Source organism: bacterium (assembly GCA_035308905.1).
Classification (GTDB): domain Bacteria; phylum Sysuimicrobiota; class Sysuimicrobiia; order Sysuimicrobiales; family Segetimicrobiaceae; genus DASSJF01.
In genome coordinates, this window is sequence record DATGFS010000009.1 from 1 (window position 1) to 17058 (window position 17058).

The window sequence follows — 17058 nt, forward strand, 5'->3', positions numbered from 1 at the left end:
CCCACAGCAAGAACCCCATGATGTTGATGCGCTCCCACAGCCCGATCCACGGCGTCGGCAGATTTGCCTGGAGCCGGGGACTCTCCAACCCCGTCAACGCGCCAAACACGAACAGGATCAGGATCGTGACGATCGAGTAGAGGCGGAACGCCTTTCCGAATGCCGTGGCCCCGAACCCGATGGCCACCAGCATGAAGAGCACCGTCATGAGCCCGAGAACGACGTGCAGGGTATCGGACCAAGTTCCCCCGCCCGCCGCCAGCACCTCACGTTGATGCATCGCGGCAAATGGCCATGCGATGCCACCGAGAGCCCCGAATGCAACGAACAGACCACCGACAACACGCAGTGCACGCTTCCCACCTGCCGACATCCAGACGCCCACGCCAAATGCGACTACAAACAGATCGTACACAGGGCCGAGCACCATCCAGAGCGGCCTCGTTGGAGCGCCGATCGCAGTGAGTTCGCTCGGCACTTGGGAAATGGGATTGTAGCCCTCGTATCGGATCAACGTGATCATCGCGCCATACAGCAGCGAGGAGAGAATGCCGCAGACGAGCAGGACCCTTTGCGGCGCCCCCGGTCTCGTTGGGCCCGCCCTGTCCTCGGGGACCTCCCTTACGCGCGTAGTCCGCGGAACGTCCGGCGCTCTGGCAACTGCCTTCATGGGGACACCTCCCTCACGAAAACCCGCGCCTCAATAATCAGCGTAGCGCTGCGGTTCCCGGGGAAACGATCAGGTGCCAGCCCGATTCGTTACTAGATGTGGAACCTATAGGGGTATTGACATTTTAGTAAACGGCGTTTATAGTACACTTTGTGGTAAACGTCATTTACTATTGGGGGGGGGGGAGGACGCATGACACAGCTGACTGTCAACCTCAAGGTTAATCCTTCCGACGCGACCATCCGTCTCGGGCCGCTGACTGTCCGCTTCTTGGTCACTGGAGAGAACTCAAATAGCAGCGTCGCGGCATTTGAGCTCATCGTCCCGGGTGCGCAGCGCCTGGCGGCTCCAGCGCACAGCCATGACCGTTACGAAGAGACCATCTACGGCATCGAGGGAGTATTGACCTGGACGGTCGACGGGAACCCCATCGACGTCGGGCCGGGGCAGGCACTGTGCATTCCGCGCGGCGCCGTTCACCGGTTCGATAACAACGGTAGCCAGGACGTGAGGGCGCTCTGCGTGATCACGCCAGCCGTCCTCGGTCCGCAGTATTTCCGCGAGTCTGCCGAGGTGATTAACGCGGCGGCCGGTGGTCCGCCGGACCGGGCAAAGATGGCAGAAATCATGCGCCGCCACGGCCTCACGCCGGCTGCGCCTCGACCTGAACACCCCTAAGCCCGCATCGATCGGTTCCCATTTCGTTGTCGGAATGAGCGACCGTGGTCTACAAAGAAAGGGGGAACAAAGATGGCCGTGACGATGGACGTGCGCATGCCCAGCGAGGCCGCGCAGCTGTACGAGCCGCTCAACCGGGAACTGGGTGTGCACAAAGACAAACTGCCTGAAGGCTTGCTCCATCACTTCGCAACGATGACCAAGGATGGCTTCAATATCTTTGAGGTGTGGGAATCGCAAGAAGCGTTCGACCGCTTCGCAAACGATCGCCTGTTGCCCGCACTGAAGAAACTCGGTGGCGCGCAAGCTTCGCAAATCCAGCCGACGTTCGGTGAGCTCCACAATGAGTTTCACAGTTGATTGCAGCCGATGACGGCACATGAGGAGAAGCATAATGAACGCTGTGGTGGTGGCTCCCGGCGAGGGACGGTTTATTAAGGTCGGATCCACTGGCGCGGGCGTGACGGTCAAAGCGTCGGGCGCAGAGACCGGCGGCCTGTGCACCGTCTGGGAAGGACGAGTCGAGCCGGGGACGGTGGGCGCGGGGCCGCACTACCACCGCGGGCGCGATGAGTTCTTCTACGTCCTCAAGGGTGAGGTGGTGCTGCGCATCGGCGACGAGAGCCACACCGCCGGAGCAGGCACATTCGCCTTTGTCCCGCGCGAAACGATTCACGGCTTTCGCAACGCGAGCAGTGACAGTGCGATCCTCCTGGTCATGCATCATCCCGCCGGCTTCGAACGCTATCTCGAAGAAATGCAGCAACTGGCTGCCGGGCACGGAGGCAGAGAGGAACGGGCTGCACTTGCTGCTCGCTTCGACATGATCCCGGTGCCGGCGTCTCCGGAGACCTAGGGACGAAAAATGGGCCGTAAGGCGATCCGTGACCGTATGTCGAGCCGAACAAGCTCACTGGTCGAAACGAGAGATATGCTCATCGGCGCATTGTTGCGTGTGCCGGCTCAGGCGATCCAGCGCCGCATCATCAAGGGGTTGAACGCGGCCGGTTTTGAGGATCTACACGTGCCGCATATGGCGGTGCTGCAATACCCTGGGCCGGATGGGATGCGCCCAGGCGTTCTCGCCGAGCGCGCAGGCATGAGTAAGCAAGCCGTGAACCAACTCCTCCGGAGCCTCGAACGTCTCGGCTATATCGTCCGGTCCGACGCACCGGACGAGGGCCGCGCGCGAATTATCCGCTTGACCAAACGCGGCCACGCCGCATACTCAAGAATCTACGACATTCTCCGCAACATCGAGCACGAATGGAGCGCTGAACTTGGGACAGAGCGTTTCGCTCAGCTCAAAGAGCTGCTATTTCGTGTCTGGGAGAGCCCGTTGACCCGCTAGCTAGCAGGCGGGAGAAGAACGATCTTGCCCGTGACGCCTCCCGCCCCCAGCAGTTCATGAGCCCGCCTGGTTTCTCGCAAGGGGATCCGCGCCGCGACGATCGGTTTGATCTTTCCTTCGCTGAGCAGTCTCAGCAAAGTGGTGAGGTCGTCCCGAAACCAAACTGGCTTTATCCTCTTGAGCCACTGGATGCTGTAGGGCAGCACTCTCTTTCGGCCCGGTAGGGAGAAGGCGGCGGCGATAACGAGCCCGATAATCCCAAGGCCCCTAAGGCGTTCCAGGCCCCTAAGGCGGCGTCGCCAGCCACCGGGCAATTTCCCGCCCTGCAACGACGAGGTGAGACCGTAGGCAATTACCGTGCCGCCGCGGCGGAGGGCCTTCCGCGACCGCCAGGCACAGGCGCCGCCGATGCCGTCGAACACCACGTCCACGCCGTCTCCTGTGAGGCGGCGGACCTCTTCTACGAAGTCCACAGCCCGGTAATCAATCGGGACGCCCCCCAGGCTGCGAACCGTTTCGTGGGCCCGCTGTGAGGCTGTTCCGTACATCTCCAAACCGGCCAACCGGCCCAATTGCAGCAAGGCCGTTCCGATGCCGCCGGCGGCGGCGTGGATCAGCACCCGCTGGCCCGGTCTGACGCGGGCGGTGCGATGCATCATCTGGTACGCCGTGACATAGTTAAAGACAAGGCACAGCGCTTCGCCGAGGTCCACCCCGCTCGGCACCACGGTCAGTTCGTCCTGCGGCAAGCAGATGTACTCAGCGTTTGCGCCGACAATCGGCAGGGCCGCCACCATCTCGCCCGGCTTCGGTCCGGTCGCGCCTGGCCCCAATTGATCCACTATTCCCACAAGATCCCAGCCGGGCGTATACGGAGGGCGCGGTGTTTCAGGATGAACGCCCTCGCGCATGAACAGGTCCGCCAATGAAACTCCGGTGGCCAAAATTTTCACGCGCACGGCCCCCGCTCCGGGCTGCGGGAGTTCGTCCTCCACGATTTGAAGGACTTCGGGCCCGCCCAGCTTGGTTACGGTCACATGCCGGTAGGTCGCGGATGCCTTCTCGTCTTTGATGGTTCGCTTCAATTGCTCTGCAGTGAATGACACGGCCGTCCTCCTTACCGAAAGAGGCACGCAAGGGAACGGAAGACGTTCAGAAGGAACCGTACGCCCGCACTCCGAGATAGGCTATCGGATCTCCGTCTGATTCCCATCGAGCGATTCTCGGACAAACGCTTGTTTGAAGGTCCAGCCAGGCGGGCAGGGTTCAGGGCTGTGTTAGCCGCACAGTGCTCTACGGAGTGTCAGCGCCATTGGGGCTTGGCGATTTCGAGGTGTCTGGGGGTGCGCAGTGTCGGCGGAAGCCAATAAGGCCGTTGTGATGCGTTGGATCGAGGAAGCGGTGAACAAGGGCAACCTGGCCGTGGCGGATGAGGTCATTGCTGCGGATTGCATCGAGCATGTGCCGGGACCGGGACTGGCGCCCGGCCGAGAGGGCGCAAAGCAGCGAGTCGCCGGATTCCGCGCCGCGTTTCCGGATCTCCATGTCACGGTCGAGGATATCATCGCCGTGGGGGACCGGGTCATCACCCGCTGGGCGGCGCGCGGCACGCACCGCGGACCGCTGATGGGTATCCCCCCGACGAACAAACCCGCGGCATGGGTCTCGATTCACATCAACCGCGTCGAAGGCGGGCAGATCAAGGACGACTGGCATGCGTCCGATCTGCTTGGCGTGATGCGACAGGTGGGAATGTTTCCGCCGCCCGGCCCGGCAAGATGATTCATGCGCACCGCGAAGGTGCGGCTCGGTCTGGCCGCACCGTCCCGCGGCTCGATTGCCGGTCGTAAGCAGGATCAGACCCTCATCGGATGGTCCGCATCGGGTGATCCTGGTACTACCTAAGTGTGGGTCGGTGGAGCCTAATCGTCCACCACTGCCCGCGGGGGTGCACCATGCGAAACGGACCAGGGTCGATGGGTCGTCGGGCGTTCTTTCGGGCGTTCGGGGGAGTTGCCGCCGGCTCCGCGATTGCGTCGCCATTCGCCGAACGGGCCGCGGCGCAGATGAACGCGCAGGGACCTCCGCCGCCGAAGCTGCCGACGGTGAAACGCGTTGCCGCCAATCCCACCGCCATTCCCGGGCCAATCCGCCGCTCGCACGCCGTCCACCACAATCTTACGTTGACCGCCCGGGAGGTTCTCGCGGAGATCGAGCCCGGCCTCAAGTTCATGTACATGACCTTCGACGGGCAGGTGCCGGGACCGCTGCTCCGCATCCGTGTGGGCGACACCGTCCAACTCACGTTCAGAAATCCGCGCGAGAACCTCATGCCGCATACGGTCGACTTCCATGCCGTCTACGGCCCAGGCGGCGGCATGGAAGCGCTGCTGGCCAACCCTGGACAAGAGAAGGGTCTCTATTTCAAAGCTATGTACCCTGGGAGCTTTGTCTATCACTGCGCGGTGTCGGACCTCGATTACCATATCGCCAGCGGGATGTACGGAATGATCGTTGTGGAACCGGAAGACGGACTGCCTCCGGTCACCCGGGAGTTTTACCTCGGTCAAAACGAGATGTACGTGGCCGCGGCGGCGGGCGCTGAGGGCTTCCGTGCTTTCGACTTCGATGCCATGCTGCGGGAGAACCCGACGTACGTGCTCCTGAATGGCCAGACCAAAGCCGTAACGCCGGACGGTTTCGGCGCCCTGAAGGCCAGAGTCGGGGAAACCGCGCGGGTGTTCTTCGTCAACGGCGGGCCCAACCTGACGAGCAGCTTCCATCCGATCGGAAACGTGTGGACGAGGGTGTGGACCAATGGATCGTTCAGGACCGCGGCCGACGCGTACATGCAAACGGTCACCGTGGCCCCCGGAAGCACGCTGGTGGGGGATCTTGCCCTGCCGGTGCCGGGCGCCGTCAAACTGGTCGATCACGCGATCACGCGGGTGGTCCGCAAGGGCATGATGGGTGTCCTCGATGTCGCGGGGCCGGCGCAACCGTCGATCTTCAAGCCCATGCTTCCCGGCATTTAATTAAGCGACAGTAGACGGCCCGCGCTTGACCTAGTTGCGAAGCGCGGGCCGTTGCCTAGGCACGGGGTTTCCGCGTACTTCTCACGTCTCGGGTCTCCAATAAAGTGCAGGAAGACGGATTAGGTACTTTGCCCGATTGAAAATAAATGCCGCGCATATGTCTTTTCCTCGATGGCATCGAGCCGGTTCTCACCTACGATCAGTTTGGCGAGCCGGTAGAGTCCGGCCGTCATTCGTTCCGGTACCGGCAAGGGGGCCGACGATGCCAACGAGTCGCCTGATCGGAACGCTCGCGTCAGTCGTTCTGGCGTTTTCCCTCGGTGTCGCGGCGTCGCGTGTCCACGGTCAGTATGTTCGTCGCGCTGACTGCCAGCGGTGGCGGGAGAACGTTGCACGGTGGACCGGGGTTGTCGCCGATGCGACGGGGGAGCTGAGCGCGGTAGAGACGACGGCGTTGACGCTCGCGCACGGTGCACTCCTGGCGGTGAGAGATCAAGCGTGCGGGTACTAAGGGTGACGCCTGTGCTCCGTTCCGAGCCAGAAGGACAAAAAGCGCGGTGGTGGGCGCCTTCGTGGCGTATCAAATTTCGTCTCGCGCCTGCGACATGGGTGTTGCTGAATTGTCTTCTCGTGTTCCTGGTAGTATACGTGCGGCCACCATCGCGGGCACATCATTCCTCTGATATTTTGCGTGCGCAGACCATCGAAGTTATCGACCGCACGGGGAACGTTCGTCTTCGGATCGGTGTAGCTGCGGACGGTACGGCCAGCCTGCGGCTCTATGATTATGGAGGGACTCGGCGCCTTGAGCTTGCCGTACGTCCTGAAGGGCCGGCGGTGACGGTGTTCGATGGACGAGGCGTAGAACGCCGGATGATCGAAGCGTCCCCTGGGCTTGAGCCATCTCTTGAGGACGGGGCGACCGGGCCTTGACGCCTGCGCTGCGACGGCCTTCCGACTATTCCGGACCAAGCCTGCGTTTCAAGTGTTCTTCATCACTCTGTGGTGTTTTGATGCAACCCTTGTTCGACGGCCCAAGCGGCGATCCGCGTCCGAGTGTTGAACCCCAATTTGTCGAGAATGTGCTCCACATGGGCGTCCACTGTTCGCTCCGCTATCGCAAGCGAAGCGCTGATCTCGCGGTTGGTTAGCCCTTGCGCGATGAGCGCCGCGACCTGCCGCTCTCGAGCCGTCAGGTGATCCCCACGCTTCACCGCCGCCGGTTTCTCAATCCCTTCGGTTTTCAGTCCGACACCCGCCATTGCCGCGAGCGTATCCTCAATCACTTGTGCCAGCGTCATCGACTGCCCATGCGCCCAGGCCACCACAAACGCAGCATCATCTAACCCGGCACGCGCGGACGCAGTGAACCGGTCATGATCGGCTTGGTCCACGGGCGTACGGCGAAGGCCCAGAGTTTCGCGCAGTGCTTCGGCCGCGCCCAGCAGCCGTGCGGCGTTTATGTAGCATTTCCGGGCACAGGCTACGCCGGCCAAGCCGTCGAGATACCAATCAATAGCCCAACGCTCCGGCAGTCCGCGGCACAGGGCAAGTCCCTCACGGTAGAGTACGTCCGCTCGTTCATGGTCGCCTTGACACAACGCGAGGACAGCCGAGTTGTGAAGGGCGTAGGCGGTACACGCCTTGTTTCCGACTTCCCTCATGAGCGCGAGACTTTCTGCCTGCACTGCGTTTGCCGGGGTGTAGTCAGCCCGTGCCCGCAGTACCTCTCCCAATCGGGAGAGCGCCATGGCGAGGAGCCACTTGTTCTCTATTTGGCGGGATACCGTTACACTCGCTTCGAACAGCGCCTTCCCATGTTCGTCGTCCCCTTGATTGATCACTACATTGCCCTGGTGGCGGAGCAAGGCAGCAATAAGGGCTTTGTCCTCTAAGACACGGGACACTGCGAGGCCCTTCCCGCACAAAATCGACGCCCGCTCAAGATCGCCTTGACGCCATGCGAGAATTGCCGCTCCCTCGAGAGCCTTCGCGAGGGCGGGAATCTGGACGTTACCGCTGCGCGCCAGCGCTCCGTCCAGCCACCTTCGTCCCTCGTTCCAGTGGCCATTGAAATACCAGAACCAGGAGAGCGCACCGACCAATCGTAATTCCACCTCTGCGCCGTCCGGCGCTGATTCACTCCGAACCAGGACCGCCCGCAGGTTGTCGTGCTCGGTCTCCAGCCCTCCGAACCATTTTTCTTGCTCCCGTCCCCGGAGTTCCGGGTCTGCCCGCTCAGCCAACGCAAGATACCAGTCGGTGTGACGCGTCGCCAATCCGTCAGATTCTTCCGCGTCCAGCAATTTTTCGCGCCCGTAGTGGCGGACGGTCTCCAGGAGGCGGTATCGGGCCGTTTCGTCTCGCTCCTCGACCACGACCAGCGACTTGTCCACGAGATCCAGCATTACGCCGAGGATCTCGGAGGCTTCAACGTTCTCTCCGGCACACACCGCCTCCGCGGCTTCGAGCGTCCACCCTCCCGCAAAGATCGACAGTCGACGCAGCAGCGCCTGTTCCTTTTCCGACAGCAGACCGTAGCTCCAGTCCATCGTTCCCCGGAGGGTCTGGTGTCGAGCAAGGGCGGTGCGACTTCCTCCGGTGAGTAACCGGAACCGGTCGCTCAGCCGCAGGGCGATTTGTTCCACCGGCAAAGCTTTGACTCGTCGTGCCGCCAACTCGATGGCCAGCGGGATGCCGTCCACTTGACGGCATATCTGCACCACCGCGGGCGCATTTTTTTCGCTCAGCGCAAATCCTGGATGGCTAAAGACCGCGCGTTCGACGAAAAGGCGAACAGCCTCGTAGTCAGCCAGGATGTTCCAAGATGACACGTGCTGGAGGTCAGGCAGCGAGAGCGAGGGCACATGATATATCAATTCCCCCGCAATATCCAACCCCTCCCGGCTGGTGGCCAAGATGCGCAGATCCGGGCAAGAACGCAACAAAGCGTCCGTGAGTTGCGCGCATGCGGACAGCAGATGCTCGCAGTTATCCAGAACGATCAGCTGGGACTTACGACGGAGAGAATCGACGAGTGTTTCAAGTACGGGATGCCCCAGTGATTCCGGTACGCCAAGAGTGGAGGCGGTCGTGTGCGGCACAAGAGCGGGGTCGGCCAGTGCCCCTAGTTCGACCAGCCACACCCCATCGCGATAGTCATCGAGCGACCCGGCGGCCACTTGCAGAGCAAGCCGCGTCTTACCGCAACCCCCCGCACCGGTAAGCGTCAGAAGGCGAGCGTTCCCGAGCAGACGCTTGACCTCTGCGATCTCTCGCTCCCGCCCGATGAAGCTGGTGACCTGGATGGGCAGGTTATTAAGTTGAGAACGGTGCGGGCCAACCATGCGTCCTCAAGTCACCTCACAGCTTGAGTCACATCCTCGTTGAGCGGCTCCACCGCGATCCGCACTAGTCAGTGCCGGCGGGCGAGTCTACAGTTCGCAAATACGCCACTGCACGCCTGCGTTTATTTTAAGCTTCCTTTTTGACCTTGATGCTGCGGGGCCAAACGAGGCGGATCTATGCGTAACTGGACGGAGACGCTCCGTGCGGCCTCTTGCGCATGTATTCGTCCTACGGCGTGTGATCGCGCCCGCCGCCGGGCAGCGTGTCGCGAAAGGGCATGACGAGCAGTGTCACACGGCTCGCGTCTTGGCGTGCGCCCGTATCCGCTGACAGGACAACGCTCGCGGTGCCGATGAAGTTTGCGAGATCGCGGAACGCGATCCGTTTGGCTCTGCCGAGCTCGATGATTGTGTCCGGCGTCACGTAGAACTCCTGGGTGCCCGCCTCTCCTGCGATGGTAAACACCTCGGCATCAGAGTCTACGGAGACGAGAATACCCTGCGCCTCGATGGCCGGGCCTCCCGTCTCCCTCGCCGGCGCCCCGGCGGAGTGCAGCCAGGCGACGGCCAGGGTGACTGCTGCGATTACGATTCCCTTTGCTACGGACCTCCCGCGCATCATTCCGGCACTCTCCCCCGCGACTCGCGCTACAAGCCCAGCCTGCGCTTGGCGCGGCAGAATAGGACGAGATGCGCTGTGAGCGCAAGACCACCCGTCACGGCGAGCAGTAGACGAATCATCCCGGCGTCGCGCCGTCCGTTCGCGGCGCCGGTCAGGCCACGTAACGTTCCATCGAAAAGACCCAGCTCTTGCTCCGCAGCCCGGGCGGCAGCAGCGAGTGAACCACCGCGAGCTCGCTGACGCACGCCTGCAGCACGGCGGCCGTTTCCCGTTTGTCCTCCGCATCGATGTACGCGGAATTGAGCCTCCTGATCTGGCGGCGAATTCGCGTGACGCTCGGGATCATTTTCTGATCCATCGCTGGTTTCGGCATTGGCGTCCCTCCATAGCCTGTTCTGATGATCTACCCCTCCATGTCTAAACCACAACCGGACCGGGCGAAAGAGTGAGAACATTCGTCCCGGGGTGTCAGCCCCGCTACAGGACGGCGCGAGTCGGTGCCGGGTTGCCCTTAAACTGACAGAACACCAGCATTGAATCGCCGCCGGCCATCCCGCGGCCGGATGCTGCCGATCCGCCGGTCGACACAAGAGCACCGACCGGCAGGGGGTGACAGGGGAGGTGTGGGAAGAGGCGGCCTATGATCTCCGCGCAGCTCAGGCCGGCGACCGCGGCGGATGTCGCCGAGGTGGCGGATCTCTTTCTCGCTTCCCGCCGGGACGCGCTGCCGTATCTTCCGACGCTGCACACCGACGACGAAACTCGCCGCTGGATGGCGGGCGCCGTATTCGCGGCCGGCGGGATGTGGGTCGCCGTCGTGAACCGGCGCATCGTGGGGTTCGCGGCGCTCAACGAGCGCCGGGACCACCTCGATCATCTGTACCTGCTGCCGAGCTGGTACGGCCGCGGCATCGGGAGCGCGCTGTTGGCCAAGGCCAAGGAGGTGAGCGTGGGCCGGCTGCGGCTGTTTACCTTCCAGCGCAATCGCCGTGCCCGGGCGTTCTACGAAGCCCGCGGATTCACAGTGGTCGATCTGAACGACGGCTCGCGCAACGAGGAGCGCGAGCCGGATGCGCTCTACGAGTGGGTGGGGGCGCCCGAGGTCTAATTTCGCTTGATCCCGGGCGGCCGCCTATGACTCACGTTCGGCGCCGGCAGTCGCCGCGATGCGCGTTCCGGCGGGTCTCTCGGCCTCCGGCGTCTAAGTGCACCGGGGCCTGGGCACAACCCGTACGTACGGCAATTCAGGCGTCCGCAACGCGTGTGTGATGACACGTCGCGGTACCACCGGGTGACCTCCTTCGCGTTCCAGCGATTCGGGCGGGCCGGCCGCCTCCGGTCCTGCGGAGGCGGCGCGACGGTGTGAGGTGTCACAATGGGGGAACGGCCCGAATCGACAACAACGCCCCGCGGTCACTCCGACAAGGCGCTCGCCTTTCTCGCGCGGCTGGCGACCGAATTGACGGTCGTGCTCAGCTTCGGCGAACTGGTCGATGGCACGCTCGGTATGCTGCGCGAGGAGGCCGGGTTCGACTCATGTTCGGTGGGCGTCATTGACGCGGCCAAGGACGTCCTCACGGTCGTCGGGGCCGCGGGCCTCCGCGCGGGGTACAAGGGGCTGACCATCCCGCACGGACGCGGCCTAAACTGGACGGTGATCGAGTCGCGTCAGCCGCTGTACGTCCCCGATATGCACGCGGACGCGCGCGTCTACCGGCAGCAGGACGACATCCGTTCGGGGATCTACGCGCCGCTCATGGTGCGCGGCCGCGTCATCGGTGTCCTAAGCGCCCACCACAGCGCGATCGGCGCGTTCACGCCGGAAGATCTCGACGTGCTGACCGTCGTGGCGCGCTATCTTGCCGGCGCGATCGAGGTTTCCCGCCTCTACGAGGAACTGCGCGGCCTCGCCAGCACCGATGAGTTGACGCGTCTGCCGAACCGGCGCTCGATCCTCGAGCGCTTCGGCGCGGAGTTAAGCCGGGCGCTGCGGGAGGGGCAGCCCCTCAGCGTCGCCGTCGTCGACCTCGACGATATGAAACGCGTCAACGACACGCTCGGGCACCAGGTCGGAGACGCGGTGCTCGTGCACGTCGCGAACAAGCTGCGGCGCCACATCCGCGTCCACGACGTTGTGGGGCGGCTCGGCGGCGACGAATTCATCCTGCTCTTCCCCAACACCGGCCGCGAGCAGGCCAACACCATTTTGCGGAGACTGGAACGGATCGACGCGAGCGGATCGGGTCAGCCCGGCGACCTCGCCATGACGCTCTCGTGGGGGCTTGCCACCTGGCCGGACGACGGCGTTGCGGTGGACGCGCTGATCGCCGTCGCCGACCGGCACCTCTATGCGATGAAGCGGGCGCATTTGGTGGAGCGGCCGAACGGGGCGGGGGGCGAAGGACTCGCCGCGAGCGGGGGTGTGACTCTCTCGCCCGAAGAGGCTCTGACCCCGCCCGTCTAGTCCCGGTGGAGGCATCCCGGGCGCTCGCCGCCATCCTGAAGACCCGGATCGTACCCATTATCCGCACCAAGTCCGCGGAGTGGGCCGAAGAGCTCGGCGGGATTCTCGCCGGCGCCGGACTCGACATCATCGAAATCACCTTTACCGTGCCCAACGCCCCGGCCGTGATCGCGCGCCTGCGGAAGAGATTCCCGGCCGTGCTGGTCGGGGCCGGCACCGTGACGGATGCCGCGACGGCCGAGCAGGCGATCGGCGCGGGCGCCCAATTCCTGTTAAGTCCCGCGTTGTCGCCCGGCATGGTCGAGGCCGCGCGCCGGCGGGGACTCCTCGCGATCCCGGGCGCGTACACGCCGACGGAAGTCTTGAGCGCGCTCGACGGCGGCGCGCCGCTGATCAAGCTGTTTCCGGCGGACGTCGGCGGGCCGGCGCACCTTCGGGCGCTGCGGGCGCCCCTGCCGCAGGCGCGGTTCCTGCCGACGGGGGGGGTCCGGCCGGACAACGTCGCGGAGTGGTTTGCCGCGGGCGCGTCCGCGGTGGGGATCGGATCGGCCCTCGTCGGTCCGGGCGACCGCGCCGTCGACGGCACGGCCGTCCGGACGCGGGTGGATATGCTCGTGCGTGCCGTCGCCGCGCACAGTCTCGAGGACTGAGGACCGGGGCGCGTATGGCAACCGTGATCGGCATCGGAGAAGCGATGGTCCGCCTCGCCCCGACCGCCGGTGAGACGCTCGAGTCGGCGGCGGCGTTCGCCGTGCAGGTCGGCGGCGCCGAAGCGAACGTCTGCGTCGCCCTCGCGCGCCTCGGCGTCCCGACGGCATGGATCTCCCGGCTGCCGGCCAATCCGCTCGGACGGCGCATCGCAGACGCGGTCCGCGCGGCGGGCGTCGACGCGGACGGTGTTCTGTGGACGCCCGAGGGAAACGCGGGCGTGATGTTCCTGCAGCCCGGAGCCGCCCCGCGCCCCGGCGAAGTCTTCTATTATCGGCGCCGGTCGGCGTTTGCCGAGATCGATCCCGACGCGGTGGGGTGGTCGCGCTTCGACGGCGCCCGCGTCGTGCATCTCACCGGGATTACCCCGGCGCTCGGCGAGCGGCCGCGCGACCTCGTGACCCGTGCCATCGCCGAGGCGCGGGCGCGGCAGGTGCTCGTTTCGTTCGACGTCAACTACCGCGCGACGTTGTGGCCGCCGTCCGCGGCGCGGGAGACCCTCGCGCCCCTGCTCAACGGGCTCGACATCGTGCTCGTCAACGATCGCGACGCGCGAGGCGTTTTCGAAATGCGGGGCGAGCCGGATACCGTCGCGCGCGCCCTACGGGACCGGCTGCGCTGCCGCGTGCTCGTGCTGACCTGCGGCGAGTCGGGGGCCGTGGCCGCCGACGCGGAGACGGTGGTGCGCCAGCCGGCGTTTCGCGCCGAGGTGGTGGACCGTGTCGGCCGCGGCGACGCGTTCGCCGCGGGATTTCTCTACGGATATCTCGCGCGGGGTACCGGCAACGGCCTTCGGTACGGGGCCGCCCTGGCCGCGCTCAAGCAGACCTACGCCGGGGATTTTTGCCGCGCGACGCTGCGCGACGTGGAAGCGGTGCTGCGCGGCGACGACCACGGTCTCCGGCGGTAGGCGGCGGGAGCCGCCCGTCCGCGCGCGACGGGCCTACCGGTCGTGGCGGGGCGCGGCGCCGTCGTCACCGGCGGGAGCCGGACGGCGGCGCGGCATCACGACGCCGAGCATCTGGCGAATCTCGGCGATGCCGCTCAGGGCCGCGAGGACTTTCGCGCGCGTGCCGCGGGCACGGGTCCGCAGCTCGTGCGCGTCGCGTTCGATCGCGCGGCGTGTCTCGGCTAGTCGATCCGAAGGATTCGCGTCCGAAACCACCGGGCATCCTCCTTCGCCGCCTGGATCGTCGTGCGCATCCGGACCACGATGCGGCGCAGTCTCAACGCCATCAGCAGCAGCAGCAGGCCCATCGCCACGGCGACGCCGGCGAACACAATGAGGGCCGCGCCCCAGGCCGGCAGGACCTGCGCGAGGGCGAGGACGGCCGCGGCCACGAGCAGCGCAAGCACATAGAACCCGAGCATCATCACGGTGCTGAGCAGCACGAGGGCCATGACGACGTCGCGCACCGCCAAACGAAGGTCCCGCGCGGCCGCGAGCGCGTAGGCCTGCACCATGAGGCCGAGGCTGCCCGCCAGACGCCGCAGGATCGTGCCCGTCGCGTCCGCGGCGGTGTCCTCGTCCTCGATCCGCCGTCCGTCGTCGATCGCGTCCCGCATTGCGACTCGCCTCCGTTCACGACACCATGCCGGCCGCGTGGTGCCGTTCGATGGAACCGCCCCGGCGCCCTGCGCACCCGCAGGAGGAGACGCGCGGGGAGCGGAACACCTACCTCCCGCACCTCGCGAATGCGTTGAAGGAGGACCGTTCACGGCGATGCCCCGTCCCGCGTTGAGATACCGGCGATGAACGCGATCGAGCGGCACGTGGTCGTCGTCGGCGCGGGGCCGGCCGGGCTCGCCGCCACCGGTGAGGCGCAGGCCGCCGGAGCCCGGGTCCTGCTCCTCGAAGAGCGCCCCGTGCTGGGCGGGCGCGCCGTTCTCGTGCCGGGCGCGCGCGGCCTCACCGAGGGCCTGATGCGGAGTCTCGGGTCCGCGGAGGTGTGGCGCAGCACACCGGTGTGGGGCATCGCGGGCCGTTCGCTCGCGGTGCTCCGGGCGCAGCGGATCGACACCGTCACGGGCGCCGCGGTCATTCTTGCCACCGGCGCCCCCGAGGTGATGATGCCGTTCCCGGGGTGGACGTTGCCCGGGGTGCTGACGCTCGAGGCGGCGTGGGACGCGGTCCGCGCCGGCCGGGTCACCGCCGAGTCCGGACCGGCGGTCGTCGTCGCGCGGGGCGAGCACGCCGCCCTTGCGACCCGGCTCGCCGAGCGGGGGCTCGCCGTGACCCTCGTTGCGCCCGACCGGCCGAACGGCGTGCCCGCCGCGATCCCCGTGCTGCCCGGCGTACCGGCCGAGGCGCGCGGCGCCGGCGCCGTCGAGGAAGTGCTCTTGGACGACGGCGTCGCGCACCCGTGCCGCCTGCTGTGCGTCGAATCGCCCCGCGTCCCCGCGGTCGAGCTGGCGCGTCTCGCCGGCTGCCCCTGTGTCTACCAGCCGCTCCTCGGCGGTTTCGTACCGCGCTATGATCCCACGCTGGCGGTGCACGGTCCGACGCCCGGCCTGTTCGTCGCCGGGGACGCGGCCGGCGTGGACACGCCGCGCGCGGCGGCGGAATCCGGCCGGCTCGCGGCGTGCGCCGCGCTCCACATGCTCGGGTTGCTCGAAGAGCCCGACGCGAAAATGGCGGAGGCGCGCCAGCGTCTCGCCGCGGCCGCCTCCCCGCTGCGGCACGCGGCGCGGGAGGCCCTGATGCTCGGCGCGGTGCCCGATGAGGTGATCGAGGCGTGGGCGCCGCGGCCCGACACGACCGTGTGCGCCTGCGAGGGCGTGCGGCTCGACGCGCTGCGCCAGGCGGCGGTGGCAGGCGCGGTGACGCCGGACGCGCTCGCCGCCCAGACGCGCTGCGGGTTGGGCGACTGCCGGTGGCGGCGGTGCGGGCCCCCGGTGATCCGGTGGCTCAGCGAGTTCTTACAGGTTCCGGCCGGCCGCGTCCCCCTGCCGTCGTTGTGGCCGCCGCTTCGACCCCTGCCGCTCGCGGCGCTGCTGCGTGCCGACGCCGAGACGGATGCGGGTCGTGCCTGATCGCGCGCGCGGATACGAAGTGGCGGTGCTCGGCGCCGGCTGCGCCGGGGCGGCCGCCGCCTACGCGCTCGCCCGCCGGCGCATCGCGCCGGTCGTTGTCGATACGTCTCGTCCGGACGGCGCGGTGCCGGCGTCGGCCGCCGTCGCTGTGCAGAGCGGAACCCCGGCCGACATCCGGCTCGCGGTGCGGAGCGCCGAACGGTTTCCCGAGCTCCAGGACGCGATCGGCGGTTTCGGGTACCGGCGCACCGGCGGCCTGACGGTGGCGCTGACCGACGCGGATGCGGAGATGGGCCGTGCGCGCGCAGCTCAGGCCGGCGCGGCCGGGCTGCCCGTGGCGTGGCTGTCGCGCGAGGAGACGCTGCGGCGCGAACCGGGGTTGACCGAGCACACCGCCGGCGCGGTGTACTGCGGCTACGACGGCGTCGCGGACCCGGGAGCGCTGGCGCGCCGCCTGCTCGCCGCCGCGCTGGGCTTCGGCGGCGCGACGCATCTCGACTGCGGCTATATCAGCATCGCCCGGCAGAACGGGGGCTTTCGTATCCGGACCGGACGCGACGAGATCGTCGCGCGGCGGGTCGTCGTGGCATCGATGGAGCTGCTCGGCATGGCCGTGCGGCAGCTCGGTGCCGGGCCGCCGGCGCGGAGCGGACGGCGCCGCGTCGCTGTCACGGAACGGATCGCGCCGCTGCTGCGGCACACTGTCAACGGGATCCGCCAACACCCTTCCGGTGAACTGGTGCTCGATCCGCCGGCGCTCGTCGACGAGGGCGCCACCGCGGAAAACGCCCGGGCGCTCGTCGAGGCGCTGCGCCGCATCGCAGCGGCCGCGGTGTGCCTGGTGCCCGGCGTCGAACCGGCGCGGATCATTCACGCGCCGCTGCTGGTCTCCGCGGAGCCGGCCGACGGCCGTCCGGCCGTCGGCCGGCTCGAGGACGATCTGTACTTCGCGCTCGCCGGCGCCGATCGGGCGGTCACATACTGTCCTGTCATCGGCGACGCGATCGCGGACGCTGTGTCGCGGAACCGGTGGCCGGACGGGCTGGATATTTGGGCGCCCGGCCGCTTCGCCGTCGTGGCGGCCGGCGCGGGGACGGCGGGAGGCCTTGGGCCGGACAGGGGGGTGCAGGATTCGTCCCAGGGTTCGTAG

Annotated in this window: 19 protein-coding genes; 13 read left to right on the forward strand and 6 right to left on the reverse strand. The window is 66.6% G+C overall.

Annotation, left to right across the window (positions count from 1 at the left end):
- Window positions 1-523, reverse strand: a 523-nt coding sequence (locus VKT83_02590; protein HLY21333.1) for a DUF998 domain-containing protein, incomplete at its 3' end; no start/stop codon positions are given.
- A 339-nt stretch (window positions 524-862) separates the two neighbouring features.
- Between VKT83_02590 and VKT83_02595 the strand changes: the two genes are divergently transcribed.
- The 4 genes from VKT83_02595 to VKT83_02610 all read left to right on the forward strand — a co-directional run bounded on the left by VKT83_02595 (window position 863) and on the right by VKT83_02610 (window position 2699).
- Window positions 863-1348, forward strand: coding sequence for a cupin domain-containing protein (locus tag VKT83_02595; GenBank protein HLY21334.1), 486 nt, complete (start codon window positions 863-865; stop codon window positions 1346-1348).
- Window positions 1349-1420: 72 nt separating this feature from the next.
- Window positions 1421-1708 carry a hypothetical protein gene (locus tag VKT83_02600; protein HLY21335.1) on the forward strand — a complete coding sequence of 96 codons (288 nt, stop codon included), beginning with the start codon at window positions 1421-1423 and terminating at the stop codon, window positions 1706-1708.
- 34 nt (window positions 1709-1742) lie between these two features.
- Window positions 1743-2204, forward strand: coding sequence for a cupin domain-containing protein (locus tag VKT83_02605; protein HLY21336.1), 462 nt, complete (start codon window positions 1743-1745; stop codon window positions 2202-2204).
- Window positions 2205-2213: 9 nt separating this feature from the next.
- A complete protein-coding gene (locus VKT83_02610; protein ID HLY21337.1) occupies window positions 2214-2699 on the forward strand; it encodes a MarR family transcriptional regulator in 486 nt (161 codons plus the stop codon).
- Here VKT83_02610 and VKT83_02615 read toward each other — a convergent pair.
- Window positions 2696-3805, reverse strand: a complete 1110-nt coding sequence (locus tag VKT83_02615) for a medium chain dehydrogenase/reductase family protein (protein ID HLY21338.1) — start codon at window positions 3803-3805, stop codon at window positions 2696-2698. The genes VKT83_02610 and VKT83_02615 overlap by 4 nt on opposite strands.
- A gap of 274 nt (window positions 3806-4079) precedes the next feature.
- Here VKT83_02615 and VKT83_02620 point away from each other — a divergent pair, with 274 nt between their 5' ends.
- Both VKT83_02620 and nirK read left to right on the forward strand, forming a co-directional pair.
- Window positions 4080-4481: an ester cyclase gene (locus VKT83_02620; protein ID HLY21339.1), complete on the forward strand. Its 402-nt coding sequence runs from the start codon at window positions 4080-4082 to the stop codon at window positions 4479-4481.
- A 194-nt stretch (window positions 4482-4675) separates the two neighbouring features.
- Window positions 4676-5734, forward strand: a complete 1059-nt coding sequence (nirK, locus tag VKT83_02625; GenBank protein HLY21340.1) for a copper-containing nitrite reductase — start codon at window positions 4676-4678, stop codon at window positions 5732-5734.
- Window positions 5735-6729: 995 nt separating this feature from the next.
- Here nirK and VKT83_02630 read toward each other — a convergent pair.
- The 3 genes from VKT83_02630 to VKT83_02640 form a co-directional block, all read right to left on the reverse strand.
- Window positions 6730-9081, reverse strand: coding sequence for a LuxR C-terminal-related transcriptional regulator (locus VKT83_02630; protein HLY21341.1), 2352 nt, complete (start codon window positions 9079-9081; stop codon window positions 6730-6732).
- A gap of 229 nt (window positions 9082-9310) precedes the next feature.
- On the reverse strand, window positions 9311-9703 hold the full coding sequence (locus VKT83_02635) for a hypothetical protein (GenBank protein ID HLY21342.1): 393 nt from the start codon (window positions 9701-9703) through the stop codon (window positions 9311-9313).
- Between the two features lie 151 nt (window positions 9704-9854).
- On the reverse strand, window positions 9855-10076 hold the full coding sequence (locus tag VKT83_02640; GenBank protein ID HLY21343.1) for a hypothetical protein: 222 nt from the start codon (window positions 10074-10076) through the stop codon (window positions 9855-9857).
- 267 nt (window positions 10077-10343) lie between these two features.
- On the opposite strand from VKT83_02640, the gene VKT83_02645 reads away from it, so the two are divergent.
- From VKT83_02645 to VKT83_02665, 5 genes are all read left to right on the forward strand, one after another.
- Window positions 10344-10811, forward strand: coding sequence for a GNAT family N-acetyltransferase (locus VKT83_02645; protein ID HLY21344.1), 468 nt, complete (start codon window positions 10344-10346; stop codon window positions 10809-10811).
- A 267-nt stretch (window positions 10812-11078) separates the two neighbouring features.
- The gene (locus VKT83_02650) at window positions 11079-12167 is read left to right on the forward strand and encodes a sensor domain-containing diguanylate cyclase (GenBank protein ID HLY21345.1); all 1089 of its coding nucleotides are present in this window, start codon (window positions 11079-11081) and stop codon (window positions 12165-12167) included.
- A gap of 5 nt (window positions 12168-12172) precedes the next feature.
- Window positions 12173-12817 carry a bifunctional 4-hydroxy-2-oxoglutarate aldolase/2-dehydro-3-deoxy-phosphogluconate aldolase gene (locus VKT83_02655; GenBank protein HLY21346.1) on the forward strand — a complete coding sequence of 215 codons (645 nt, stop codon included), beginning with the start codon at window positions 12173-12175 and terminating at the stop codon, window positions 12815-12817.
- 14 nt (window positions 12818-12831) lie between these two features.
- The gene (locus VKT83_02660) at window positions 12832-13785 is read left to right on the forward strand and encodes a sugar kinase (GenBank protein ID HLY21347.1); all 954 of its coding nucleotides are present in this window, start codon (window positions 12832-12834) and stop codon (window positions 13783-13785) included.
- Window positions 13786-13827: 42 nt separating this feature from the next.
- The gene (locus VKT83_02665) at window positions 13828-14010 is read left to right on the forward strand and encodes a hypothetical protein (GenBank protein ID HLY21348.1); all 183 of its coding nucleotides are present in this window, start codon (window positions 13828-13830) and stop codon (window positions 14008-14010) included.
- Here the strand turns inward: VKT83_02665 and VKT83_02670 are convergent.
- Window positions 14007-14441 carry a phage holin family protein gene (locus tag VKT83_02670; GenBank protein ID HLY21349.1) on the reverse strand — a complete coding sequence of 145 codons (435 nt, stop codon included), beginning with the start codon at window positions 14439-14441 and terminating at the stop codon, window positions 14007-14009. The two genes, VKT83_02665 and VKT83_02670, sit on opposite strands and share 4 nt — an antisense overlap.
- Before the next feature lie 186 nt (window positions 14442-14627).
- On the opposite strand from VKT83_02670, the gene VKT83_02675 reads away from it, so the two are divergent.
- Entirely contained in the window at window positions 14628-15908 is a 1281-nt protein-coding gene (locus VKT83_02675; protein ID HLY21350.1) for an FAD-dependent oxidoreductase, read from the forward strand.
- Entirely contained in the window at window positions 15901-17058 is a 1158-nt protein-coding gene (locus tag VKT83_02680; GenBank protein ID HLY21351.1) for an FAD-dependent oxidoreductase, read from the forward strand. Before VKT83_02675 ends, VKT83_02680 begins: the two co-directional genes overlap by 8 nt.

Coding starts and splice junctions, on each gene's coding strand:
- nirK (HLY21340.1), top strand. CDS start 4,676: ATGGGTCGTCGGGCGTTCTTTCGGGCGTTCGGGGGAGTTGCCGCCGGC.
- VKT83_02620 (HLY21339.1), top strand. CDS start 4,080: ATGCGTTGGATCGAGGAAGCGGTGAACAAGGGCAACCTGGCCGTGGCG.
- VKT83_02660 (HLY21347.1), top strand. CDS start 12,832: ATGGCAACCGTGATCGGCATCGGAGAAGCGATGGTCCGCCTCGCCCCG.
- VKT83_02670 (HLY21349.1), bottom strand. CDS start 14,441: ATGCGGGACGCGATCGACGACGGACGGCGGATCGAGGACGAGGACACC.
- VKT83_02605 (HLY21336.1), top strand. CDS start 1,743: ATGAACGCTGTGGTGGTGGCTCCCGGCGAGGGACGGTTTATTAAGGTC.
- VKT83_02650 (HLY21345.1), top strand. CDS start 11,079: ATGGGGGAACGGCCCGAATCGACAACAACGCCCCGCGGTCACTCCGAC.
- VKT83_02610 (HLY21337.1), top strand. CDS start 2,214: ATGGGCCGTAAGGCGATCCGTGACCGTATGTCGAGCCGAACAAGCTCA.
- VKT83_02675 (HLY21350.1), top strand. CDS start 14,628: ATGAACGCGATCGAGCGGCACGTGGTCGTCGTCGGCGCGGGGCCGGCC.
- VKT83_02595 (HLY21334.1), top strand. CDS start 863: ATGACACAGCTGACTGTCAACCTCAAGGTTAATCCTTCCGACGCGACC.
- VKT83_02630 (HLY21341.1), bottom strand. CDS start 9,081: ATGGTTGGCCCGCACCGTTCTCAACTTAATAACCTGCCCATCCAGGTC.
- VKT83_02635 (HLY21342.1), bottom strand. CDS start 9,703: ATGATGCGCGGGAGGTCCGTAGCAAAGGGAATCGTAATCGCAGCAGTC.
- VKT83_02640 (HLY21343.1), bottom strand. CDS start 10,076: ATGCCGAAACCAGCGATGGATCAGAAAATGATCCCGAGCGTCACGCGA.
- VKT83_02600 (HLY21335.1), top strand. CDS start 1,421: ATGGCCGTGACGATGGACGTGCGCATGCCCAGCGAGGCCGCGCAGCTG.
- VKT83_02645 (HLY21344.1), top strand. CDS start 10,344: ATGATCTCCGCGCAGCTCAGGCCGGCGACCGCGGCGGATGTCGCCGAG.